20 protein-coding genes and 2 pseudogenes are annotated in these 22,369 nt (G+C 56.6%); 12 read left to right on the top strand and 10 right to left on the bottom strand.

Features of this window, described 5'->3' with window-relative positions; all coding sequences use genetic code 11:
• On the bottom strand, window positions 1-147 hold a 147-nt coding region (locus JWR17_RS16520), incomplete at its 3' end, for a thiamine phosphate synthase (RefSeq protein ID WP_299833010.1).
• 37 nt (window positions 148-184) lie between these two features.
• Window positions 185-982, bottom strand: a complete 798-nt coding sequence (locus JWR17_RS16515; protein WP_299833005.1) for a bifunctional hydroxymethylpyrimidine kinase/phosphomethylpyrimidine kinase — start codon at window positions 980-982, stop codon at window positions 185-187.
• 402 nt (window positions 983-1,384) lie between these two features.
• Here JWR17_RS16515 and JWR17_RS16510 point away from each other — a divergent pair.
• From JWR17_RS16510 to JWR17_RS16495, 4 genes and pseudogenes are all read left to right on the top strand, one after another.
• Window positions 1,385-3,313, top strand: a pseudogene (locus JWR17_RS16510) (7TM diverse intracellular signaling domain-containing protein); the annotation flags it as partial.
• Between the two features lie 213 nt (window positions 3,314-3,526).
• On the top strand, window positions 3,527-5,176 hold the full coding sequence (locus JWR17_RS16505; RefSeq protein WP_299833004.1) for an acyl-CoA dehydrogenase family protein: 1,650 nt from the start codon (window positions 3,527-3,529) through the stop codon (window positions 5,174-5,176).
• 194 nt (window positions 5,177-5,370) lie between these two features.
• Entirely contained in the window at window positions 5,371-6,843 is a 1,473-nt protein-coding gene (amn, locus tag JWR17_RS16500; RefSeq protein ID WP_299833003.1) for an AMP nucleosidase, read from the top strand.
• Window positions 6,844-6,916: 73 nt separating this feature from the next.
• Complete coding sequence (locus JWR17_RS16495; RefSeq protein WP_299833002.1) at window positions 6,917-7,552, top strand: pseudouridine synthase; 636 nt, start codon at window positions 6,917-6,919, stop codon at window positions 7,550-7,552.
• 63 nt (window positions 7,553-7,615) lie between these two features.
• Here the strand turns inward: JWR17_RS16495 and JWR17_RS16490 are convergent, their stop codons facing one another.
• The 3 genes from JWR17_RS16490 to JWR17_RS26380 form a co-directional block, all read right to left on the bottom strand.
• The gene (locus JWR17_RS16490; RefSeq protein WP_299833009.1) at window positions 7,616-7,816 is read right to left on the bottom strand and encodes a DUF2788 domain-containing protein; all 201 of its coding nucleotides are present in this window, start codon (window positions 7,814-7,816) and stop codon (window positions 7,616-7,618) included.
• 73 nt (window positions 7,817-7,889) lie between these two features.
• Entirely contained in the window at window positions 7,890-8,369 is a 480-nt protein-coding gene (locus tag JWR17_RS16485) for an Lrp/AsnC family transcriptional regulator (protein WP_299833001.1), read from the bottom strand.
• A 488-nt stretch (window positions 8,370-8,857) separates the two neighbouring features.
• Window positions 8,858-9,313 (bottom strand): hypothetical protein, encoded by a 456-nt coding sequence (locus JWR17_RS26380; RefSeq protein ID WP_366944165.1) that lies wholly within the window; start codon window positions 9,311-9,313, stop codon window positions 8,858-8,860.
• A gap of 45 nt (window positions 9,314-9,358) precedes the next feature.
• Here JWR17_RS26380 and JWR17_RS26375 point away from each other — a divergent pair, with 45 nt between their 5' ends.
• Window positions 9,359-10,078 (top strand): DUF6515 family protein, encoded by a 720-nt coding sequence (locus JWR17_RS26375; protein ID WP_366944164.1) that lies wholly within the window; start codon window positions 9,359-9,361, stop codon window positions 10,076-10,078.
• A 36-nt stretch (window positions 10,079-10,114) separates the two neighbouring features.
• On the opposite strand, the gene JWR17_RS16475 is transcribed toward JWR17_RS26375, so the two are convergent.
• Together JWR17_RS16475 and JWR17_RS16470 are read right to left on the bottom strand one after the other, a co-directional pair.
• On the bottom strand, window positions 10,115-11,011 hold the full coding sequence (locus tag JWR17_RS16475; RefSeq protein WP_299833000.1) for a cation diffusion facilitator family transporter: 897 nt from the start codon (window positions 11,009-11,011) through the stop codon (window positions 10,115-10,117).
• A gap of 14 nt (window positions 11,012-11,025) precedes the next feature.
• A complete protein-coding gene (locus tag JWR17_RS16470) occupies window positions 11,026-11,445 on the bottom strand; it encodes a polyribonucleotide nucleotidyltransferase (RefSeq protein ID WP_299832999.1) in 420 nt (139 codons plus the stop codon).
• Window positions 11,446-11,689: 244 nt separating this feature from the next.
• On the opposite strand from JWR17_RS16470, the pseudogene JWR17_RS16465 reads away from it, so the two are divergent.
• Window positions 11,690-12,070: pseudogene (locus JWR17_RS16465) on the top strand (DEAD/DEAH box helicase); the annotation flags it as partial.
• 1,052 nt (window positions 12,071-13,122) lie between these two features.
• Here the strand turns inward: JWR17_RS16465 and JWR17_RS16460 are convergent.
• Window positions 13,123-13,614: a hypothetical protein gene (locus JWR17_RS16460; RefSeq protein WP_299832998.1), complete on the bottom strand. Its 492-nt coding sequence runs from the start codon at window positions 13,612-13,614 to the stop codon at window positions 13,123-13,125.
• A gap of 50 nt (window positions 13,615-13,664) precedes the next feature.
• Between JWR17_RS16460 and JWR17_RS16455 the strand changes: the two genes are divergently transcribed.
• The 3 genes from JWR17_RS16455 (at window position 13,665) to JWR17_RS16445 (ending at window position 16,854) form a co-directional block, all read left to right on the top strand.
• Complete coding sequence (locus JWR17_RS16455; RefSeq protein WP_299832997.1) at window positions 13,665-13,799, top strand: hypothetical protein; 135 nt, start codon at window positions 13,665-13,667, stop codon at window positions 13,797-13,799.
• Between the two features lie 583 nt (window positions 13,800-14,382).
• The gene (locus JWR17_RS16450) at window positions 14,383-14,556 is read left to right on the top strand and encodes a hypothetical protein (RefSeq protein ID WP_299832996.1); all 174 of its coding nucleotides are present in this window, start codon (window positions 14,383-14,385) and stop codon (window positions 14,554-14,556) included.
• Between the two features lie 30 nt (window positions 14,557-14,586).
• Complete coding sequence (locus JWR17_RS16445; RefSeq protein ID WP_299832995.1) at window positions 14,587-16,854, top strand: hypothetical protein; 2,268 nt, start codon at window positions 14,587-14,589, stop codon at window positions 16,852-16,854.
• A 303-nt stretch (window positions 16,855-17,157) separates the two neighbouring features.
• On the opposite strand, the gene JWR17_RS16440 is transcribed toward JWR17_RS16445, so the two are convergent.
• Entirely contained in the window at window positions 17,158-17,535 is a 378-nt protein-coding gene (locus JWR17_RS16440) for a hypothetical protein (protein ID WP_299832994.1), read from the bottom strand.
• Between the two features lie 221 nt (window positions 17,536-17,756).
• Here JWR17_RS16440 and JWR17_RS26370 point away from each other — a divergent pair, with 221 nt between their 5' ends.
• Both JWR17_RS26370 and JWR17_RS16435 read left to right on the top strand, forming a co-directional pair.
• Window positions 17,757-18,215, top strand: coding sequence for an alpha/beta hydrolase (locus JWR17_RS26370; protein WP_366944167.1), 459 nt, complete (start codon window positions 17,757-17,759; stop codon window positions 18,213-18,215).
• Window positions 18,216-18,217: 2 nt separating this feature from the next.
• Window positions 18,218-18,433, top strand: coding sequence for an ATP-binding domain-containing protein (locus tag JWR17_RS16435; protein WP_299832993.1), 216 nt, complete (start codon window positions 18,218-18,220; stop codon window positions 18,431-18,433).
• Between the two features lie 123 nt (window positions 18,434-18,556).
• Here the strand turns inward: JWR17_RS16435 and JWR17_RS16430 are convergent, their stop codons facing one another.
• Window positions 18,557-19,537 (bottom strand): IS5 family transposase, encoded by a 981-nt coding sequence (locus tag JWR17_RS16430; RefSeq protein ID WP_299832992.1) that lies wholly within the window; start codon window positions 19,535-19,537, stop codon window positions 18,557-18,559.
• 239 nt (window positions 19,538-19,776) lie between these two features.
• Between JWR17_RS16430 and hrpB the strand changes: the two genes are divergently transcribed.
• Entirely contained in the window at window positions 19,777-22,296 is a 2,520-nt protein-coding gene (hrpB, locus tag JWR17_RS16425) for an ATP-dependent helicase HrpB (RefSeq protein ID WP_299832991.1), read from the top strand.
• Window positions 22,297-22,369 lie beyond the last annotated feature (73 nt).

The following is a 22,369-nucleotide window of genomic DNA, read 5'->3' as shown; positions in this document are numbered from 1 at the left end:
TTCACGCAGACGGCGAGCTTCATCGCTGCTTTTGTCCCGGTATTGCAGCAGCGTAACGCCGCCATCAAGGGCGGCTTCGACATAAGACAAAAATTTGCCAGCCAGTAACTGGCTGTCGGTAACGGCATACAGGCCACGTAATTTCATGGTTGTAGTTTCATCAGTCTGGCCCCAGGGCGTAGCGTTACGAGCAAAAATCCAATGGCAGGCGGCGTGGAACGAACTGCCCTTTGCCTAATTGTTCAGCGTCACGCAGCGTACGCCAAGTGTAGTTGAGCGCCGATTGCACCGCGCTGATCAGATTTTCTCCATGGGCCAAACGTCCTGCGAGCGCGCTGGCCAGCGTGCAGCCGGAGCCGTGATAACTGCCGGGCAAACGTTGGCAGGTAAAAGTGTGTGTCTCGCCACCACGAATGTATAAACGATTGTGGATAAGTACTTCGTCGCCGTGACCGCCGGTAATCAGCAGGTGTTTGCAAAACGGCAAAAGCTTTGCCGCGCATTCGTCCGCAGTGCCCTCAGGCAGTTCGGCAAGAATGCGCGCTTCCGGCAGGTTAGGCGTCGCGATCATAGCCAGTGGCAGCAAGCGTTCACGCATGGCGTAACCCACTTCGTCTTTGCCCAGCCGGCCACCGCCGCCCGCACGCAACACCGGGTCGCACACCAGCGGTAAATGCGGATGCTCCAGCAGCAGCTCGACGACGGTGTCGACCATTTCCAGTGAACCGAGCATGCCCAGCTTCACGGCTGCCACGGTGGAATCGTTGAGCACTGCATTGGCCTGGGCCAATACCCACTCACGATCCAGCACCCGGAAATCGGTGACGTTAACGGTATCTTGTACGGTCAGGGCGGTGATTGCCGGTGCGGCATGGCAGCCTTGAGCGAGAAGGGCTTCAATATCTGCCTGAAGGCCGGCGCCACCACTAGGGTCGTGGCCGGAGAGACAGAGGACAACGGGGCGGGAGCTATAGATAGTCATGGTGCGCGAGCTTACCACCAAACTTTTTACAGGGCCGCTCGCCGCTGCAGGATTTTTTTCATTCGTTTGCGCAAACGTCAATTTAGCCACTCTCAGCTGGTTCGCGTTATGTAATGCGTCAATTTCTCTGTAATGCCCGGTTTAGAGCCTTTTGGACTTTTTAAAAAGAGTGGTGCGAGATAGCTATTCGCCGCTATGCTTCACGGATTCTGACCGACGGTCTGTGTCATGCAGCTTTACTTGCAGGGCGATCCCGTGCGCTGATGAAAATATACCCACTCTATGAAGTCGGTATTGCACCGTTCTTACTTGTTTTTACATTCACTACAGGATCTGCAGGCTGCCGTCGTCTCATACGGAAAGAGGCTTTTCGACCAGTCAGACGGGCCACGCTGGGGCTGTATGCGCTATTTACTGATTATGCTGGTCGCTTGGTTGCCGTTGATGGCCGGTGCCATCGAGTTCGATGAAACTACGCGCACTCTGCCGCTAGGGCGAGCGGTGCAAGTGTTCGAAGATGCGACCGGTGACGCAACGATCGATCAGATCAGCGACCCCACCCTGCAGGCGCGCTTTCGCGACCAGGATGCCGATGCGCTCAACGCCGGTTATTCGCGGTCGGCCTACTGGTTGAAAATCGACCTGCAGTTTCGCCCCAAGCGGCCGGATGCGCAGCGCGATTGGCTGCTGGAAATGGGCTATCCGCCCATGGATCACGTTGATCTGTACACCGCGGACGAAGCCGGCCACTTCCGATTGACCTGGAAGACTGGGGATATGTTGCCGTTCTCTAGCCGGCAGATCAGGCAGAACAACTACCTTTTCGACTTGAACCTGCCCCCCGATCAGCCCACGACGCTGTACCTGCGGGTTGCCGGTCACGGTTCTATCCAGGCGCCACTCGCACTCTGGGACAGTCATGCGTACATCGAAGCACAACCCGCGCGCATCTATGTGCTGGGGTTGATCTACGGCATGTTGCTGGGAATGTTGGTTTATAACCTGTTCATTTACATCAGTGTGCGCGACACCAGTTACCTGTATTACATCCTCTATATCGCCTCGTTCGGGCTGTATCAGATTTCAGTAAACGGCGCGGGCATTGAGTTTTTCTGGCCTGATAACCCGTGGTGGGCGAACGCCTCCACGCCGTTTCTGGTGGGATCGGCGGTGTTCTTCGCCAGCCAATTCTCACGGCACTTCCTGAAAACGCCGACACTCAGCCGCTGGCTCGATCGCTCGTTGGTGTCGATGATGGCCTGTGCTGCCGTGGTCATGGTGTTGTCGGTAACCATGGATTATGGCATCGCCCTTCGGTTGGCGACGGCTCTGGTATTAGTGTTTACCTTAGTTATCGTTGCTACCGGTATCACTGCCAAAGTGCGGAAATTACGCGTTGCGCGCTATTACATCGTCGCGTGGTCAGTGTTCCTTACTGGCGGCTTGATCAACGCATTCATGCTCTTGGGCTATTTGCCCAATAACTTCCTGACCATGTACTCGAGTCAGATAGGTTCGGTGTTGGAGGTGGCGCTGCTGTCGCTGGCGCTGGCCGACCGCATCAATATGATGCGCGAACAGCAGGCGCAGATTCTGCTGGACGCCGGGCAGACCCTGGAGCGGGTAAACCAACAATTGGCGACCAGTAACCGATTGAAGGATGAATTTTTGGCGACGCTGACCCATGAGTTGCGTACGCCCATGAACGGCGTGATTGGCTCGTTGGAATTAATGCAAATGACCCCGATGGACAGCGAGTTGGAGTTGTACCAACGAACTGCCGCCAAGTCTGCCCAAGACATGATGGGCATGGTCAATGGCATTTTGACCCTGACCGAGTTGCAAGCCGGCAAACTGCATGCGGTCAATGAGCCGTTCAGCCTGCGTCGGTTGGTAGCGGATCTGCGCAGGCAATATGTCTACATTGCTCAGGCCAAGCACCTGACTTTTGCCATCGAACTGGACGAGCAACTTTGCGACCAATTGGTGGGCGATCTCAGCAAGTTGCAGCAATGCGTGGGTTGCCTGCTGGATAACGCGATCAAGTTCACCAAGTCTGGCAGCGTCAACTTGCGGATCTCCGGTGAGTCCGACGGCCCGCAACAGCAGCTCATCATTATCGAGGTAGTCGATAGCGGTATCGGTTTCAGTCGTTTGGATGAGGCGACCTTGTACCAAACGTTTGTCCAGGTCGACAGCTCCATGACCCGCGAACATGGCGGTTTGGGTATTGGGCTGGCGATTTGTCGGCAATTGATCACGTTGTTGGGCGGAACACTAAGCCATCAGTCAGAACTGGGTCAGGGCAGTTCCTTTACCCTTAAGGTGGAGTTGGGCCGCTCTGAGGTTGAGCAGCAGTGTCGGTCGACGGCGATTCCCAATCATCTGTAGGAGCCATTTCTGCGATGGTTTTCAGGTGGAAATGCCAGCGTTTAAGTCCGATATGGCGCTTTGTACAGCCTGGTTGCACGTGATTCACTTGGTTGTATAGGACGTGCCTTTCCGGCACGCTTGAGCAGACACCGCCTGGACAGGAGCGCCCTCATGAACCTGCATCAGTTCGCCGAGACCCACGAAGTCACCAATCAACCGCCGTCGCTGGATGGTGTAAACCTTTATCGCGTCGACCTGCCGTTGCAAGAGTGGTCGCAGCGGTACGGCGCTGGCTGGGCGCAGTCGCGAATCGATGCGTACGGCGCGTTGGCCGGCGGGCCGTTAATGGCGGCCGGTTTCCTGGCCAATGAAAACAAGCCGGTATTTGTCAGCCATGACCGCTACGGGCGTCGGATTGATCTGGTGGAGTTTCATCCGGCGTATCACGAACTGATGCGCACCGCCGTTGAACACGGCATTCCGTCCTTGCCATGGACTGACCCGCAGCCTGGCGCCCATGTTGCCCGGGCGGCCATGAGTTACCTGCATAGCCAGGCCGAAGCTGGCAGCGGGTGCCCACTGACCATGACTTTTGCCAGCGTGCCGGCAATGAAAATCCAGCCGGATCTGGCGGATATCTGGTTACCGAAAATTCTCGCCACGCAATACGACCCCCGCAATGTAGGAATCAATCATAAAGGGGGCGCGACCATTGGCATGGCGATGACCGAGAAACAGTGCGGCACCGACGTGCGCGCCAATACCACTCGCGATAATCCAGTAGGCAGCCCTGGACCTGGCCAGGCGTATGAACTGGTCGGACATAAATGGTTTTGCTCGGCGCCCATGTGCGATGGCTTTCTGACCCTCGCCCAAACCGAGAAGGGGTTGACCTGCTTTTTGCTGCCACGCCATCGGCCGGACGACACGCGCAATGAGTTCTACATTCAGCGGCTGAAAAACAAACTGGGTAATTGGTCCAATGCGTCCAGCGAGGTCGAGTTTCGCGGCGCGTTAGCGTGGATGATCGGCGAAGAAGGCCGTGGCGTGCCGACCATTATTGAAATGGTCGCCATGACCCGTTTCGATTGCATGGTCGGCTCCAGCGCCTTGATGCGCCAGGCCCTGACCCAGGCGGCACACCACTGCGCCCATCGCAGCGTCGGCGGCCGAGTGCTCAGTGAGCAACCGCTGATGCAAAACGTATTGGCCGATTTAGCCCTGGAAAGCGAAGCGGCGTTGGCCCTGACCCTGCGTATGGGTCGTGCCCTGGACCATCTGCAAGATTCCCAGGAGGGTCGCTTTGCCCGCCTGGTAACGGCGGTGGGCAAGTATTGGATCTGCAAACGCGCCCCGGCGATGATCAACGAAGCCGCGGAATGCATGGGCGGCGCCGGCTATGTCGAAGACAGCATCTTGCCGCGTCTGTACCGCGAGGCACCGGTCAACTCGACTTGGGAAGGTTCTGGCAATGTGCAGTGCCTGGATGTGCTGCGTGCGCTGTCGAAAGAGCCTGGCGTGCTGGACGCGTTATTCGACGAATTGGGCGACGGTCACGGTGACAAGCGCTTGGCCGGACACATCGAGCAGCTTAAACGAGCGTTCAACGACACCAGCGACATTCAATACCGTGCCCGGCAATTAACTGAAGACATCGCCATCGCCTTGCAGGCAAAACTGCTGCTCGAAGCGGGTAACGCCAGCGTCAGTGACGGTTTTATCAGCAGCCGACTAGGCTCGACCGGTGCAGTGTACGGCGCGTTGCCGCGCGGAGTAGACGTCGCCGCACTGGTCGCCCGCTCGTCGCCGCATGTGGGGTGACGCCAATGGCCTGTAGAAGGGTCCACCACGTCTTCGACGCCGCGCTGTCGCGCAGCAAACACAAAACCTGTAGGGACTGGTCCTGCCGAAAATTTCTGTAGGAACTGGCGAATGCTGCGATTGCCGCACGATGCGGAAACCTTGGCCCCCACGCTGAGATGCAGGCAAGATACAGGTCTGCAAGATCAGACAGGATGTGTAACGTGACCGAAGCTTTTATTGTCGTTGAAACTGCCGAGCAAGCTGTAGACCGTCTGGCCGTGCTGCACGAACGTGCCACCACCGCGTTGAGCCAAGCGCTTAAGCGTTACCTCAAAGACCGCGTCGAACCTAGCGCGGCTGAGCGTGAACTGTTCCGTTATCCTGAATTGCGCCTGGTTTATCTTTGCCAGGGCGAAGTGCCGTTGACCACTCGCGCCTACGCCAAGGTCCAGTTACCCGGCACTTACAGCGTCACCGTCACCCATCCGTCTTCCTTCCGCGCCTATTTGCTTGAGCAACTGGTGCCCTTGATGAACGACTTTACCGTGACAGTAACGGTGGGTGTCAGCGAGCAAAACATTCCTTACCCATACGTCGTCGAGCAGGGCGATGAACTGGCCGGTTCCGGCGTAACCGCTGCGGCGCTGGCCCGTGTGTTCCCGAGCACCGACTTGTCGGCTGCCACTGATGGAATTGCCGATGGCCTCTACGATTGGGCCAATACCGACCCGTTGCCATTGGCACTGTTCGACGCTGCGCGGGTGGATTTCTCCCTGCGCCGCCTGGTGCATTACACCGGCAGCGACTGGCGTCACGTTCAGCCGTGGATCTTGCTGACCAACTACCACCGCTACGTCGATCAATTTATCGCTCATGGTCTCGACCAATTGCGCGACGATCCGCGTTTTGTGCGTATGGTTTTGCCGGGCAACGTGGTTGTCGACAAAAACATGAGCCATGACGAGGCGCAAAGCGTGGTTGCGGGTGTGGTGTGGCATCGCTATCAAATGCCGGCCTACCACTTGATTGCATCTGATGGTCACGGCGTGACGTTGGTAAATATCGGCGTCGGGCCCTCCAATGCGAAAAACATTACCGACCACTTGGCGGTGCTGCGTCCGCACTGCTGGTTGATGATTGGCCACTGCGGCGGCCTGCGCCAATCGCAGACCATCGGCGACTACGTATTGGCGCACGCCTACATGCGCCGCGACGGGATTCTCGACCGGGTTGTGCCGCCAAACATTCCGATTCCAGCGTTGGCCGAAGTCCAACTTGCGCTACAAGAAGCGGCTGCGCAAATCACCGGTGAACGTGGTGATGACCTGAAGAAGCGCCTGCGCACCGGTACCGTCCTGACGTACGACGACCGCAACTGGGAGCTGCGCTGGGCGCAAGAGCGTCCGCTTATCAATCTGTCGCGCGCGGTCGCGGTGGACATGGAAAGCGGCACCATCGCAGCCCAGGGTTACCGCCTGCGGGTGCCGTATGGCACGTTGCTCTGCGTGTCGGACAAACCGTTGCACAGCGAAATCAAATTGCCGGGTTCGGCCAACGCTTTTTATGAACGCGCGGTCAGCCAGCATTTGAAAATCGGCATCGCCGCTGTCGACCTGTTGCGCACGCAACTCAACTCGCTGCACTCACGCAAATTGCGCAGCTTCGACGAGCCGCCGTTCCGTTAATTAAGCGGTTCGGGTAGGTATTTACGCCAAGGGCCACTAAAGTGGTCCTTTCTGTTCTCGAATACTGACCGTCATGCCCCGCACCCAACGTCCCGCGCCGCGCCGTCCTGCCATTGGCTCACCGAGCAATGAAAAGCGACGGGTTGCCAAAGCTCCGCCTGCCGAACCCAAGCTGATTCTGTTTAACAAACCGTTCGATGTGTTGACGCAATTCAGCGACGCAGAAGGGCGGCCAACCCTGAAAAATTTCATCGATATTCCGGGCATCTATCCGGCTGGGCGACTGGACCGGGACAGCGAAGGTTTATTGCTGCTGACCAACGACGGTCAATTACAGGCGCGGATTGCCGACCCAAGGCATAAATTGGCTAAAACCTATTGGGTGCAGGTCGACGGCGAGCCATCCGAGGAGCAGTTGCAGCGCCTGCGGGAGGGCGTCGAGCTGAACGATGGTCCGACATTGCCGGCCCAGGTGCGTCAGTTGGACGAGCCAGAACTGTGGCCGCGCACTCCGCCGGTACGTTTCCGGCAACATTTGCCCACCCGTTGGCTGGAACTGATTATCAAGGAAGGCCGCAACCGACAAGTGCGCCGCATGACTGCTGCCGTCGGGCTACCGACATTGCGCTTGGTACGGGTGCGGATTGGCGACTGGACGATTGAAGGGCTGGAACCGGGGCAGTGGCGGGAAGTGCCGGCCAAGTTGTGATCTCATCCCCAATCCTGAGTAGAAGGTCGCCCGTCGTCCAGACGCCGCGCTGTCGCTATGCTTTCAGGCCTCGAGAAACGCAATCACGACGCTTTTGATCACAAAGGCGAGAATCCCCAGCCCCAGTACGCAGAACAGGATGATGGTGCCAAATTTGCCGGCCTTGGACTTCTTCGCCAAGTCCCAAACGATGAAGCCCATGAATCCGACGAGAATGGTGACCAGGATCGTCATCATCCACTCTTCAAACACTGCGGGGTCTATGTTCATCATTGTCTCCAGCCGGTCGGCGATGCCCGAAGATTATACGCAGCGTCCCAGGCGCCGCGTAGTGCGCTTAAGGTCGCAGGTGCGTCAACGGTAGTTCGGTGCTGGCCAGTACCTGGTTCAGCACAAAACTGGACCGCACACTGGTAACGCCTTCAATGCGGGTCAAATGGCCCAGCAGCAGTTTCTGATAGTGATCCATGTCGGGTACGACGACTTTCAACTGGTAGTCGGCATCCATTCCGGTGACCAGGCTGCATTCCAACACTTGCGGCAGCGTGCGAATCTGCTGTTCAAAGTGCTCGAAGCGGTCTGGCGTGTGTCGGTCCATTCCGATTAGCACGTAGGCTGTCAGGCTCAGTCCAAGTTTTTTACGGTCGAGCAGAGCCACTTGACGAGAAATGTATCCGTCGTCTTCAAGCTGCTTGACCCGTCGAGAACACGGTGAGGGGGACAAGCCAATGCGCTCGGCCAGCTCCTGATTGGAGATTCGGGCGTCGCGCTGCAATTCGGCCAAAATGCTCAGGTCATATCTGTCGAGTTTGCTCACAGTTCTCACCTTTCCAATATCTATTGCGCTGGATTATGGATACGAAGCTAAAAATTGCGCAAGTGATGTTTTTATAAGCAATATTCGCAATCGACTGCCGGTGTCTCAGGCCTATTCTTATCAACAGAATCACTGCTTAACAAAATCACTGCCCGGACATGCGTCCAGCGCGGCTCTCCGAATCAGGTCAGCTGCGGCCGTCAGCCCAAACAGGGTTGATTAGGCCACCGGGCTACACACTGTCCAGAAGACGGCGTGAGGTGAGCCAGCGCCAAAAGCGTTGAGTACGGACGAATTTCCAAAGGGGAGCCAGCAGGCTCCCTTTTTATTGTGCGTGCCGTTCTGCTAAAAGCGCCCGCACGCTGTCGAATGGACTGTTAGAGTGCTGCCCCATGGCGCATCCACTAGGCAGTCTTATCAATGGGCATTTGCACCACAGTGAGGAAAGCATGAAATCGTGCATCTGGCGTTTGGCCGGTGTTAGTTTGCTATGTTTGAGTATCAGCGCTCAGGTGTTGGCTGAAGGCCAGGGTGATGGGCCGGGCGAAAATCACGAACACCCGCCTGGACGTCCTCAAGGTGGCCAGCAGCAACAGCAACAGCAACATCAGCAGCAAGAACAGCAACAACATCAGCAGGTGCAGCAGCAACAGCATCAGCAGCAGGATCAGCAACGTCAGCAGCAGGTGCAGCAGCAACAGCGCCAGCAGCAGGATCAACAACGTCAGCAGCAGGTGCAGCAGCATCAGCAGCAAGATCAACAACGTCAGCAACAGGTGCAGCAGCAACAGCGCCAACAGCAGGATCAACAACGTCAGCAGCAGGTGCAGCAGCAACAGCGCCAGCAGCAAGATCAGCAACGTCAGCAACAGGTGCAGCAGCAACAGCATCAGCAGCAGGATCAACAACGTCAGCAACAAGAGCGCCAGCAACAGCAGCAACATCAAGACGCCGCTGCGCGCCTGCCCATTCAGGGGCGTCCTGACGAAGTGCGACAATCACAGCCGCGCCAGGGTAACTACCAGGATAATCGGCAAAGTAACAACAACCAGCACTGGCAAGGTGGCGGTCAACCGCCTCGGCCAGGTGGTGGTGACGGTCGCCCCGGCAACGATCATTGGAACGGCCGCCCGGACGGGCACGGAAATGGTTGGGGCCCAGGTCCGCAATATCGTCCAGGTTATGTGATCAACAGCATCCCCGGCAGCCGTTCGCGGGTCGGCTGGCATGGCCAGGATTATTTTTACTCGGGTGGCTATTGGTATCGGCCACAAGGCCCACGTTATGTAATCGTGCAGCCGCCACGGGGAATCCGCGTTCACGAGTTACCGTCTTATTCGCAAGAAGTCTGGATGGGCAGTACGTTGTTCTTTGTTGCGGCAGGAACTTACTACCTGTATCAGCAGGACACCCAAGACTATGTGGTCGCCGAGCCACCCCAAGGTGCCGAGCCGATCTACAGCCCTGAGCCCCAGCCCCAGCCCCAGCAGGACGCGTCGGCTTACAGCTATGACCCAACGGCTTATCCTGCCAACGGCCAGAGCCAGGAACAGCAACAACAGGACATGTATGACTGCCATATGTATGGCGTCAATCAGAGCGGATTCGACCCACAGTCCGTGACGTATGCGCCTTCTCCCCAAGTCGTCGACATCTATCGGCGCGCAATGGGTGGTTGTCTGGTTCAGCGTGGCTACAGCGTCAACTAACCGCTGAGCACCTTCCTGAATCCATAAAAGCAGCCGTCAAACGCCGGCTGTTTTCATGACCACTTCTCGAGGGTCGGCGTGCACCAGCACTTCGGCTTTCGGGTATTCGTCTTCTATAGCGTCGGCCACGCGATCACACAGTGCGTGGGCTACCGTCAGCGTCAAATGTCCCGGTAATTCCAGATGCAACTGAATGAACCAGTGGTTGCCGGATATCCGCGTGCGCAAATCGTGGGCCCCGAGAACGCCGGGTACACCGCGCGCCAATTCCAGCATGTTCAGGCTGATGTCCGCAGGCAACTCTTCATCCATCAGCACCGACACGGTCTCACGGGCGATCTGGATCGAACTCCACAAGATGTAAACGGCAATCGCCAGACCAAAGTACGCATCCAGTTGCTGCCAGCCAAACAAAGCCAGGATCAAGGCCACCAAAATACTGGCGTTGAGCAATAAGTCTGAACGATAGTGCAACGAGTCCGCACGAATGGCCGTCGAGCCGGTTTCGCGGATAACTTTGTGTTGCAGCACCAACAACGCCACGGTCAGCGCAATCGATAACACCATCACCGCAATGCCCAGGCCCGGGGCGCCCAAAGGCGTCGGATGCAAAATACGGTCAATCGCCTGATAAGCGATCAACATCGCACTCGCGCCAATGAACAACGACTGGGCGATGCCAGACAGCGCCTCAGCCTTGCCGTGTCCGTAACGATGGTCGTCATCGGCAGGCTGCAACGCGTAATGCACCGCCAGCAAATTGAGAAACGACGCGACGCCGTCCAGTGCCGAGTCGGTCAGCCCCGCCAGCAGGCTGACCGAGCCGCTGAGCCACCAGGCAATGCCTTTGGCGACGATCAAAATGCTCGCGACGACGAGCGACGCACGGGTCGCCAAACGCAACAAGCGTTCATGTTCGGGGCTGGTGTTCATAACGGTTCCCTGGATCAGGCGGACGGTTGCAGGCCGAACATCGCCAACTGTTGCGCACTGCCTCGGTGCTGGATCAGACGTGGGTCGTTAAGCGGCAAGCTGCGACCCAATTCGTTTTCGAGGATGGTCTGCAATTTGCTGTTATCGATGCTGCCGTCGGCCTTGACCGCAGGCCGCAATTTTTCTGGATTGACCTGAGCAGTCTTACCCGCCGGCAGGTAAATCGCACCGGTGGTGAAATCGACGGCAAACGCGATCAGGCCTGGGACGATGTAAAACAACAAGCCGATGGCATCGAGACCGATAATCAAAGGATCGACCTTGCCGTCAATCTGACCGCGCCGGTCCGGGAAGAAAATACTGCCGCAAGCGGTCATTTGAGTCAGCAGTGCGGCGACCAGAACGCCGCCGATGAAACGGGAGGGTATACGCATGTGGATCTCCTGAAAGAAGGGGCAACTATACAAGGCAAATGCTTCCTAGCTAAGACTATTGGCGTGGGGCTTCGTGCGATTGTGTGGTTGGGCTGTGGGTGATGTTTTGATGGGGGGTTGATGGCGACGGGTTTAGCGGGCGCCTATTGCCGAACGCCTCTCAGGCTGTGTGAAAACTATTGCTGCGACTGAGCAACCTTTCGGCTTTGCGCCGTTATACTCCCCGGCCTGCCCCGGAGCCGCCATGATTTCCCTGCCCATCGATGCTGTCCTTCCTGCCCTGCGCGAAGCCTTGGCTGCGCGCCATGAAGCGGTGCTTGAAGCGCCGCCCGGTGCCGGTAAAACCACCCGTGTGCCGTTGGCTCTGTTGCACGAGCCGTGGCTCGCCGGGCAAACCATTCTGATGCTTGAACCCCGTCGCTTAGCCGCGCGGGCGGCGGCTGAGCGGCTGGCGAGTGAGTTGGGTGAGAAGGTCGGCGAAACCGTGGGTTATCGGATTCGCCTCGAAAGCAAAGTCGGTCCGACTACGCGGATCGAAGTCGTCACCGAAGGCATTCTTACCCGGCGCTTGCAGGACGATCCGGCGCTGGAAGGGGTGGGCCTGCTGATTTTTGATGAGTTCCATGTTTTCCCACAATCCCTGAAACCACATATTTCTTGTCAAGCTGCTTAAGCTCAGCCAACGCCTTTGTCTTTGCCTTGGCTTTGAAGTCAAAGCCCAGAAGGCTTTGATGCTCCTGCTCCTGCTCCTGCTCCTGCTCCTGCTCCTGCTTCCGCCTTTGCCTGGAAGAGTCTTAGCCGTGCATCTAATGGGGAATGGAGGGAGACCAGTCTATCTGGCACAGCGTAATCGATGACCTCCTGCTGTAGTGAGCACTGCCGGCCTTCTTGATGTTGCCCCTTGCAGGGTTCGGCTCTACAGCGCCCCACACCCTTGAAGCACCTGACACCCACGACGTGTGTCTGATCAATTCGTCCCTATGCGTCGGGTAGGCTCTCCCTTCTGGATGATGCATCTACTAATTTAGGATGATGCTCCTCACCAGCTCACCAGCTCACCAGCTCACCAGAGTGATGCAGGCGTCATGTCCAAGTATGGCCACATGGTATGGAAGACGAGATCATCAGCTCAGATGAAATTTACACCTCATCTCCATAAAGCCGCTTACTGAAGTCATAGTGGAGATAGCTTGTGATCGTTGGCCAGCTTAATTACGTTGAGGGTTTTGGATGTCAATGAGCTCCAGCTGAGTCAGCCCTGGCGACAGTGAGTTGACAAGCATCTAGATTCTGCAGGTTTAAACGTTTCCATAGCATGTTTAGGAGGGGCAACCCCGTATATCTCCAGCTAGCCGAGAGACGAACTTGCTGACATCAGGATTTCGTGGGTTGAGTACGCACGCTTGTGAAAGGCCTTTAAATCCAATAGATGATCCGCTCTCTCCAGAAAGGGCGTGAGCCGGGTCAAGCTTGGATTCGGCTTGTCATCCATCTGTAGAGTTCAGGCAGCCCACCTTGGCAGACCTCCAATCAAAGCGTATTTGCCCAAGGCTTGCCGAAAGGCGGGGCTGCTGTGTTCGTGATCAAGCATAAGGGGTTTGAGAAGCCGAGAACGCTCGCTCAAACTCTCAACAAAGCAGCGAAGGCGAGCATTCCATGAGAGGGATGCGCACAGCTTCAAACGAGTTCGCCCAGCAGTAACGTATCCCCGTTTGGCACAATAGCTTTTTCGCCAAGACGAATGAGGTTGAAGCGAACATTTTGGGTGGCTTCTTTGTACGCCGCCTCGCTGTCGTCAAACGATGCTGCGACGATGCTCTGAAGATTCGTCTGGGCCGACAGTTTCTGAAGCAACGCGAGCTGACTCTTCGTCGCCATAGAGTGCTGTCCGGGCTCATCCATCAAGATGAAGCCCGGGTGGTTGCCTTTCACCGTAAAGTTTGCCGAAGTTTCGTATAGCGACAGGATATAGCTCCAGATCAGGCGGACGAAGTCACTGGCACTGGATTCCCGCGCGATGTTTGAGCTGCTTCTGGAAGTGCTGGTAACCGAGGCGCTCTTCTCTTCGGCGAAGTGCTTTTTGTAGATTTCTCTGAGCTCGATTTTGTCCAGTTCTGGCAGCAGGTTTGCCACATTGAACCGAATGTCGGTGATCGATGCGCTGTGCAATCAAGTCTTGCTACTGATACGTGGATCGTAAGGAGGAGAAAACGAGATTGATGGAGAAGGCGAGCCGCTACATCAATGAGTCCGCTGACTTCTGGGAAGTGGATCAGAAGGCGTTGTTTCGCGTGGCCAAGGCGCCTGCCAAGAAGAAACCTGGCGCCAAGCCATGGCGGGGGCCACGATTTTGATCGTGTTGTTCGCATCTCGCTGCCGATAGCGGGCGAGGCACCATGGCCCTCGCTGGCTGCAGTCTTCAGTGAGGTAGCAGGTAGAAGCTGCGTCCATTTTGAAGTTGATTGCAAACGGTGCTTAAGGTCGAAGCTTTGAGGGGAGTCCACTCGCCGATGGCGGGATTGCTCACCGACGGCTTTGCCTTTGCTGTTCAGCATCGAGCCAGATTCCAAGGATTTGCAGGCTTCAAGTTCAAGGTTAGTCGGGCCGATAAAGCTATAGATAGGTTCGCCTGCAGGTGACGCTGGTCACACATGCGCTCACGCAGGCGGAAACGGAACATCAACGCAGTGTCGCAGTCGAACGGATGCATGCGACATAAGCTTCGATTTCGCTATTGGTTTGACGCACCGTTCGTAAGGTTTGCTGCAAAATAGCTTTCGGGGCGCAAGCTTCGGCTATAGAATGCCCGACCTTCGTTTTTGAAGCTTGCGCGCGCTTTTGCGCCAATGCGTATGCATTTGGCTACGGTTCGACGGTTGTGCGCTTGTGTTTGCGCATGCTAATTTGAATCAACGTGCATTTTCAGCGAGAGAATCCATGAGCTTACGGGCACTGATTGACCTTTCACGCGTTCGCGACCTTAACCGCGACAGTAACGACCGGCTTGAGCAAGCTCGCCAGCGTCAGCGTGACTACGACCGCAAGATTGAGAAGCAGGTTGCCAACAAGGCAGTCGGCCACGCGCTGCTCGCGAAGACCTGCAGCCTTTAACTCACCCTATTTGTAAGGAAAAGCAGCCTGATGGCTGCTTTTTTTATGCCAATGAATCCTTTCCTGATTTCCAGCTTCGAGAAGCAGACCCTGAGCAATCTGGTGACGCAATGCTTCGGCTCAGATTTCCCTGACATCCTTCAAAAGCCCCAGGTCGACTACATCTTTAACTACCTGAAGGACATGGGCGCCGTCTCTGTGCTGCTTGAGCGCAACTACGTCGACAAGGATTATCTGGAAGACTTCTCTCACTACTATGTGAAGCGATTCGGGAACGCTGGGCACCAGTGCGCGCGGATGCATTTCTTCACCAGGTCAGTGGATCACATGCTTATCGACACCATCCTTGAGGCTAGGGAAGGTTCAGAAGAGCTGACCCTTGAACTCAATGATAGCTACCTGGGTTTCATGGTAATCAAGCCGTTGCCCAAGACGTTCATTGGCAAGACCTGCTTGAAGGTCATGTCGGATGTAGATGCGCCGCCGGTTGTCGCTCCGATGGCCGACGCGGACGCGGACAACACGGCGGTTGAGTCTGAGCCGCAGGTTCAGGAACCTGGTATCGAGATTGGCCAGACTGGGCAGGTCGGTAAACGTAAATGCCGGTTGTCCCGTGAATACGCGGTGGATCTGTTTGGCATCAAACTGAGTGTGTGGTCTATCGCTTTCCAGGAACAGGACAAGGTGGTATCGGCCTGTGCGTCGACGGCGATCTGGTCATCGCTGCACTCGCTGAAATGGCGGGACGTCAAAGCGATCCATTCCTGCAGCGAGATCACACTCAATGCGATCAACCACATTGACGGCTCTTCCAACAGCTTCCCCAACAAGGAATTGACCAACAAGCAGATCTTGCGCTGCCTTGATGTCGAAGGCCTTCGCCATCACTCCGAGGATCTGAAAAAGCAAAAGCTGTCGGAGGAAGATTTCCTGGCCACCGTCACGGGGCACATCGACAGCCATCTGCCTTTGCTCGTGATGGGCTCCGTCTCCAAGGTCACCTATGAGGGGACGCTGGAAGACTACGATGCCGGGCATGCGGTATGTATCCTGGGCTACAAAGTGGACAGCGACAGCGTCGTTTACGTGCACGATGACCGTCTAGGGCCTTATGCGCGTGCGAAGCTGGTCAAGCTCAACCGGTATGATCCCGATGCGAGTGCCGATGACTGGGCGCTCGGGCTGCAGCGGATGATCGAAGGCACCGATCAATGGATGGAACCTCACGAGCTGATCGTTCCAGAATTTCTTGCGATGCCTACCGACACCAAGGCCAGGCTGCCTTTTTTCTACGCCCACTACACCGGCCAGAAAATTTCAACAGCGTTCGCAGACTTGGCCGGTCTTTTGTCCAGTTCGTCGACTGAACCAGAGACTCCAGTGCAGGGTCAGGCAGAGAGCCAGGCAGTTGAGGAGCTCACCTACTCGGTGAAATTGCGTTCGATCTCCGAAATTCGGCAGGAAATCAGAAAGCACGCTGCCCCAGCCGAGTATGTCGATCCTTCCACGGGTGAGTCTATTGTGGTTGGCGCGGAGGCTTTGGATGTCTGGAAGCGAGCCAAAATCAAGTTCCTGACTTCCAGCTTCGCCCGCCTGCAGTGGGAAGTGCAGTTCTTCTACGGTAAGGTAAAAGCGTTTCGCGTCTTCATCGACGCAAGCGATATCCCGCAGGGTAACGCCGTTTCGGCCATCTACGTCGATAACATTGTCCTGAGCACGCCGCTTCTGGAGATATTCGCCGTACACGGCTCATACATTGCCGAGCGCGCAGCGCCCGTTCACTTCTATCAGTCATTCCTGTCGCGGTTGCGTGATCGTGAAGAGACGCTGGAAGATTATCTCGACGAAACCTATGGCCCACTTCGAGCGCCGATCAAGCTGAAGGAACAAGAGTTCCTGGACGGCCAGATTTCCACGAACCCTACTCGGCAGGTGTTGCGTGATCCCCAGCGCAGGCGACTTATGGAGCTTCATGATCGGTTCGCCCAGGAAAAGGTCGCCTACCTGATCTGGGCAATTGCCCACGATGGGGCGCTGCTCATTGGTGAAGAAATCTCTTTGCTGATCGGCAGTGAATTGAAACCGTGTGGCCATCCTTGCATCACCAAGTTCAGACCAGCCCGCATAGCGGGCGAGCTGCGGAAGGTGGATGGCGGCTGGCTTATCAACCCTAAGTCAGGGCGCTACAGCGGAGATTACGAAGACGCGACCAGACTCCTGGGCAACTGTCTGGAAAAATTCAGGCTGTACTTTCCTCACGATACCTTCAACCTGGAAGAGCTAGCTCCGAGACCCTGATATTTGGCTACGGCTGCTTGGAATGCTGGGATCAGGGTCAATCTCTAGCCCCTGCAGTCGCGGGAGTGCGGATTATCGAATCAAGATGGACGTCTACCAGCCGCCACAAGGTGTATTAAACGGCGAAAGCGTACAGAGGTAAAACTCTAGAATGGGGGGCTCAGCTGGGCGCTGGGATGAAGCGGGTCAATCGGGAAGGTCGAACGACCCATGTTCGACCTTCCTCCTGCGCAGCTATGCCGGTGCTGCGAGTATGTCTTGGGCGGTTTACATCATGTCAGTCCAGGGCATCCCGCACTGCAATTACTGACCTTTCCACCACTGCTTGAGCCAGTTGAACAGTGGAAAAGCGGCCAGGGCAAGCACGTGCTCCTTATAATCGCCAATCTGCTGCCAGCTGACACCCTTCGACAGTAACCCCGATACGATGGTGATGACTACCAGCATTGGCCAGGCGCTCAACACGAGACGCATCCAGTTAAGCCCAGTGAATGCCTCGGCGATCGCCGAGTATTGCCGACGGAAATCATGGCCGATGTACAGGATGTAAGTGAAGCTGGCGAGGCCTGCCGTCACTGCTACCCACAGGCTGACCTTGACGGTGGCCAGAGCCCACAGGAGCCCCAAGATCTGGCCTCCCAGTGCGCCCAGGCGATTCATGTAGCGATATGCAGTCTGCATTTCGGGTGTGGTGATGCGAGGGTCGATACCCTTACTGGCGTCATTACATCTGTGCTCCGTTTTCCATGGTTAACCTAGGCGGACGTGCCCGGCTTTTACCAACTTAACGGGCCTCGATCTTCGTTTCCACTCGATGCGGTGCACTTACTCAATACTCGCAATCAGCCAAGCGCTTGGAAAATCCTGCACTTATACGGCGGCGCCTACGTTAATGAGCTTGTATCGGCGCACTGGGCGATCATACGAAGCTTGTTGAATCGACTGGCGCGACAGTCACGGTACCGTTCTATCCAGTAGCGCCGGAGCATGATCACCGGCCAGCTCATTCCTTTGTACAAGGGGTATACGCTGCTCTGTGTACGGCCAATTCGGCGGATCGCTTGATTCTTATGGGAGATTCTGCTGGCGGCGGGTTTGCATTGGCAATGGCTATAACTGCGAGGGCCATAGGTCTGCCGAGGGCCTCGCGCATCATATTGTTCTCACCATGGCTGGATTTGTCTCTCAAAGATCCTGCGGCTCTATCAATTGAGCCCAAAGACGTGATGCTGGGTGTCGATGCTTTGCGCATGTGCGGCGAGTGGTGGGCTGGTGACTTAGCCACATCCAACCCTGTGTTGAGTCCCCTGGCCGACATCAAAGCTTGGTCGCTGCGTCGGAAGCTGTTAGGCAGCGACTGAGCATGACCGGTCGGGCCACTGTAGCGAGAACGATCTCGACTCCGTTGCTCCTCAAAGGCTTGGAATTCGATCACGTCTTGATACCGGACGCAGAGCATTACGTGAAGCAGAAGACTGCTGCGGCGAAGTCCTTTTATGTGGCGATTTCTAGGGCTCGGCATAGTCTGACGATCTCAAGCAAAACGCCGATTTTGCAGTTCCCCCTGCCAAACCTCTAAGGATGCTCCGATCAACTTGCCGCACGGTCGCGGCGAGTGGAAATTTTCCCGACATTCATCGCTATTTGCCAAAAGCGGCCGGACATATCGTGTGTTGAGGGCGTTTTCGCCCGGTTCTCCGCGTTAAGCGCGCAACTCGCCCATACCCATCAACTGTTTTCGAGCCATCCACAGGTTCGACAGGGCGAACAGCGTGGTCAACTGAGCCGTGTTTTTCATCAGCCCACGAAAGCGCACTTTCACGTAACCAAACTGGCGTTTGATCACCCGAAATGGATGCTCGACCTTGGCCCGTGTCTGAGCTTTGCAGTACTCGATCTTGCGCTTGGCTTTGTAAAGCACACTGCTTTTATTCAGCTTGGAATACGTGCTACGGCGCGCTGCTATTTGCCAGATGACGTCACGATTTTCATGCTCTTCACGTTTCTCGACGCCGGTATATCCAGCGTCTGCATAAACCGCGTTTTCTTCGCCGTGCAACAGCTCGGCCACCTGCGTGACATCGGCCACATTGGCGGCAGTGCCATGAACATGATGAACCAGCCCCGACTCGGCATCGGCGCCGATATGCGCCTTCATTCCGAAGAAGTATTGGTTACCTTTCTTCGTCTGATGCATCTCGGGATCACGCTTCCCTTGCTCGTTCTTGGTCGAGCTGGGGGCATGAATGATGGTGGCATCGACGATGGTGCCCTGGCGCAGGGACAGGCCTTTTTCCTGCAAATAACCATTGATGACCGCGAGGATCGCAGGGGCCAGTTGATGCTTTTCCAGCAGGTGCCGGAAGTTCATGATCGTGGTGTCTTCAGGGATCGGGGCGCTCAGGGTCAGGCGCGCGAACTGGCGCATGGGCGTGATTTCGTAGAGCGCTTCTTCCATGGCCGGGTCACTCAGGGAGAACCAGTTCTGCAGCAGATGAATGCGCAGCATGGTTTCCAGCGGATAAGGTTTTCTGCCGCCGCCGGCCTTGGGGTAGAACGGCTCGATCAGGCCCAGCAGACCTGTCCAGGGCACGACCTGATCCATGTCGGCGAGGAAGCGTTCGCGGCGTGTCTGCTTGCGCTTGCCTGCATATTCGAAATCGGAAAAGCTCATCTGGCTCATGGGCGGCTCGGATCAGGTGATCAGGCGTATTTCATCACATTTGGGGACTTGTTCGGAGAATCCCTAAGAAGTCTTTAATGTGGCTGATAGCGCAGCCCGGCACAGGTCATCGAAGAGGTGAAGGCACCGAAGCATATGCGCCCAGTGGCGTGGCCTAGGCAGTTCAGAAGCGTTGCAGGCGAGTGCTCAGTCGAATCAGGCATACTCTGTATAATTCCGCGCTTCACGCCGGAGAAAACATGAACTCATTGCCGATCGATGCCGCTTTGCCGGCTCTTATCAAAGCCCTTCAAGATCGCAATGAGGTCGTGCTCCAAGCGCCGCCTGGTGCGGGGAAAACCACCCGTGTTCCTCTTGCGCTACTGGATGAAGATTGGCTGGCTGGCCAGACGATAGTCATGCTTGAGCCCCGTCGACTGGCTGCACGTGCCGCAGCCGAGCGCATGGCCAAAGAGCTGGGCGAGGCGGTTGGTGACACGGTCGGTTACCGAATTCGACTCGAAAGTCGGGTAGGCCCGAAAACTCGGATCGAGGTTGTCACCGAGGGCATACTCGCTCGCAGGCTTCAGGACGATCCTTCGTTGGATGGTGTGGGCCTGATTATTTTTGACGAATTTCACCTTCGAAATCTGGACGCGGATCTTGCCCTCGCACTTGCCTTGAACGGTCGCGAGCTATTTCGTGATGAGCTGCCGTTGAAGGTGCTAGTGATGTCCGCCACTCTGGACGGAGATCGACTGTCTTCCATGCTCAACAATGCTCCGATCGTGAGCAGCGAAGGCCGGATGTACCCGGTCGAGGTGGTCTGGGGAGCACCGACACAGCCAGGGGAGTTTATCGAGCCTCGCGTAGTCCGCGCTTGCACTGAAATGCTTGAGGAACACGAGGGAAGCGTGCTTGTGTTTCTTCCCGGTCAAGCCGAAATCAGGCGTGTCCATCGGGAGCTGGAAGAGTGGCTCAGCAAGCAACCTGTCGAGCAATCCTCACAGATCCTGCTCTGCCCGTTGTTTGGCGAGCTCTCTTTAAACGAGCAGCGCACAGCCATCGAGCCAGCCCAAGCAGGCAAACGGAAAGTCGTGCTAGCCACGAATCTGGCTGAGACCAGCATCACCATCGAGGGCGTGCGGATAGTCATCGACTCGGGGCTGGAAAGAGTGCCGCGTTTTGACCCCAGGAGCTCTATGACCCGACTGGCTACTGAGCGGATCTCCAAGGCCAGTGCAATCCAGCGGGCAGGGCGTGCCGGGCGGCTTGAGCCAGGAGTTTGCTACCGATTGTGGTCAGAGTCACAGCACGAGCAACTTTCCAGTTTCAGCACCCCTGAGATTCAACAAGCCGATCTATCGCCGCTTGCCTTGCAACTGGCGCGATGGGGTGTCGCGCCAAACCAGCTCGATTGGCTGGATGTGCCACCGAACGCTGCATACGCACAAGCCCACGACCTATTGGGACGATTGGGTGCGCTGGATTTGACCGGGCAACTGACGAAGCATGGGCAGGCTATGGCCCAGCTACCAGCCCATCCCCGTATTGCCCATCTGTTGATTCGCGGGCATGAACTGGGCTTGTCAGACCAAGCCTCAGACCTTGCAGCGTTATTAGGGGAGCGAGACATCCAACGTGGGGCAGGTGCCGATGTGCATAGCCGGCTGGCGATGCTCTCGGGGGATCGCGTGCACAAGAACGCTCAAAGAGCGAAGCAGTTGGCCAGGCAATACCGCTCATACTTGTCAGGCCGTCCGCTCTCTCCGGTGAGTAATCCTGACCATCCGCGATGGATCGGTTGTCTGCTCGCGCTAGCCTACCCCGATCGTCTTGCTCAGCAACGACATCCAGGCGGGGCTCAGTATCGCCTGAGTAATGGGCGAGCAGCGATGTTCACAGAAGCGGACGCACTCATGAAGCACGCCTGGCTGGTGGTCGCTGATCTTGGAAGCCGTCAGGGGCAGCGCGAGGAACGAATCTACCTGGCAGCTGATCTCGATCCAGGTCTCTTTGAAGATGTCTTGGCAAATCAGGTTCGCCAGGTTGATGAGCTGGATTGGGATGAGCGCGAGGGAGTTCTACGTGCGGAGCGGCAGCGTCGTGTTGGTGAGTTAGTAATCTCATCAGCCCCTCTGGCCAACCTCTCTGACGATGCCCGCAGCTCGGCGTTGTTGAACTATGTGCGCCGAAAGGGGCTTGAGCTCCTCGCCTGGACTCCAGAGCTGCGGCAATGGCAGGCTAGGGTAGGGCTGCTTCGGGATCTTGATCTGGCGGGCCAAGGAGCCAGCGACTGGCCGGATGTCAGTGACGCGGCGTTGCTGCTTGGTCTCGGAGAGTGGCTCTTGCCCTATCTCTCAGGCGTTACACGATTGAGCCATTTCGCTCGGGTGGATCTGTCTGCTGCGTTGAATACTTTACTGTCATGGCCATTACCTAAGCAGCTGGATGCGGCGGCACCGCAGACGTTCCAAGTGCCGTCCGGCTCCAATATCCGGATCGACTACAGCGAGTATCCGCCTGTCCTCGCTGTACGGTTGCAGGAGCTCTTTGGGTTGTCAGATACGCCTCGGATTGCTAATGGACGCCAGGTGCTCAAGCTGCACCTACTATCGCCCGCGAGAAGACCGGTACAGGTTACCCAGGATCTGGCAAGCTTCTGGAGCACGACCTACACCGAGGTGAAGAAAGACCTGAAAGGCAGGTACCCGAAACATTATTGGCCCGACGACCCGTTGGTGGCGGAGCCGACCGCACGGATCAAACCCCGTAAGTGATGCAGCACAAATCTGTAGGAGCCAACTTGTTGGCGATTGGCTGCGAACAGTTAAAAATGGGTTGGCCCAAGTC

The organism is Pseudomonas sp. (genome assembly GCF_028293835.1).
GTDB lineage: Bacteria > Pseudomonadota > Gammaproteobacteria > Pseudomonadales > Pseudomonadaceae > Aquipseudomonas.
Note: the sequence above shows the minus strand (reverse complement) of the source record. Positions and strands in the feature narration are given on the sequence as shown.

Bases quoted from the DNA above. Each gene is read 5' to 3' on its own strand.
- hrpB (WP_299832991.1), top strand. From the start codon at position 19,777: ATGAACTCATTGCCGATCGATGCCGCTTTGCCGGCTCTTATCAAAGCC.
- JWR17_RS16470 (WP_299832999.1), bottom strand. From the start codon at position 11,445: ATGCGTATACCCTCCCGTTTCATCGGCGGCGTTCTGGTCGCCGCACTG.
- JWR17_RS16450 (WP_299832996.1), top strand. From the start codon at position 14,383: ATGAGCTTACGGGCACTGATTGACCTTTCACGCGTTCGCGACCTTAAC.
- JWR17_RS26380 (WP_366944165.1), bottom strand. From the start codon at position 9,313: ATGTTGCTGCTGTTGCTGGCGCTCTTGTTGCTGACGTTGTTGATCCTG.
- JWR17_RS16435 (WP_299832993.1), top strand. From the start codon at position 18,218: ATGACCGGTCGGGCCACTGTAGCGAGAACGATCTCGACTCCGTTGCTC.
- JWR17_RS16495 (WP_299833002.1), top strand. From the start codon at position 6,917: ATGCCCCGCACCCAACGTCCCGCGCCGCGCCGTCCTGCCATTGGCTCA.
- JWR17_RS16430 (WP_299832992.1), bottom strand. From the start codon at position 19,537: ATGAGCCAGATGAGCTTTTCCGATTTCGAATATGCAGGCAAGCGCAAG.
- JWR17_RS16475 (WP_299833000.1), bottom strand. From the start codon at position 11,011: ATGAACACCAGCCCCGAACATGAACGCTTGTTGCGTTTGGCGACCCGT.
- amn (WP_299833003.1), top strand. From the start codon at position 5,371: ATGTGTAACGTGACCGAAGCTTTTATTGTCGTTGAAACTGCCGAGCAA.
- JWR17_RS16455 (WP_299832997.1), top strand. From the start codon at position 13,665: ATGGAGAAGGCGAGCCGCTACATCAATGAGTCCGCTGACTTCTGGGAA.
- JWR17_RS16440 (WP_299832994.1), bottom strand. From the start codon at position 17,535: ATGCAGACTGCATATCGCTACATGAATCGCCTGGGCGCACTGGGAGGC.
- JWR17_RS16505 (WP_299833004.1), top strand. From the start codon at position 3,527: ATGAACCTGCATCAGTTCGCCGAGACCCACGAAGTCACCAATCAACCG.
- JWR17_RS16515 (WP_299833005.1), bottom strand. From the start codon at position 982: ATGACTATCTATAGCTCCCGCCCCGTTGTCCTCTGTCTCTCCGGCCAC.
- JWR17_RS16445 (WP_299832995.1), top strand. From the start codon at position 14,587: ATGGCTGCTTTTTTTATGCCAATGAATCCTTTCCTGATTTCCAGCTTC.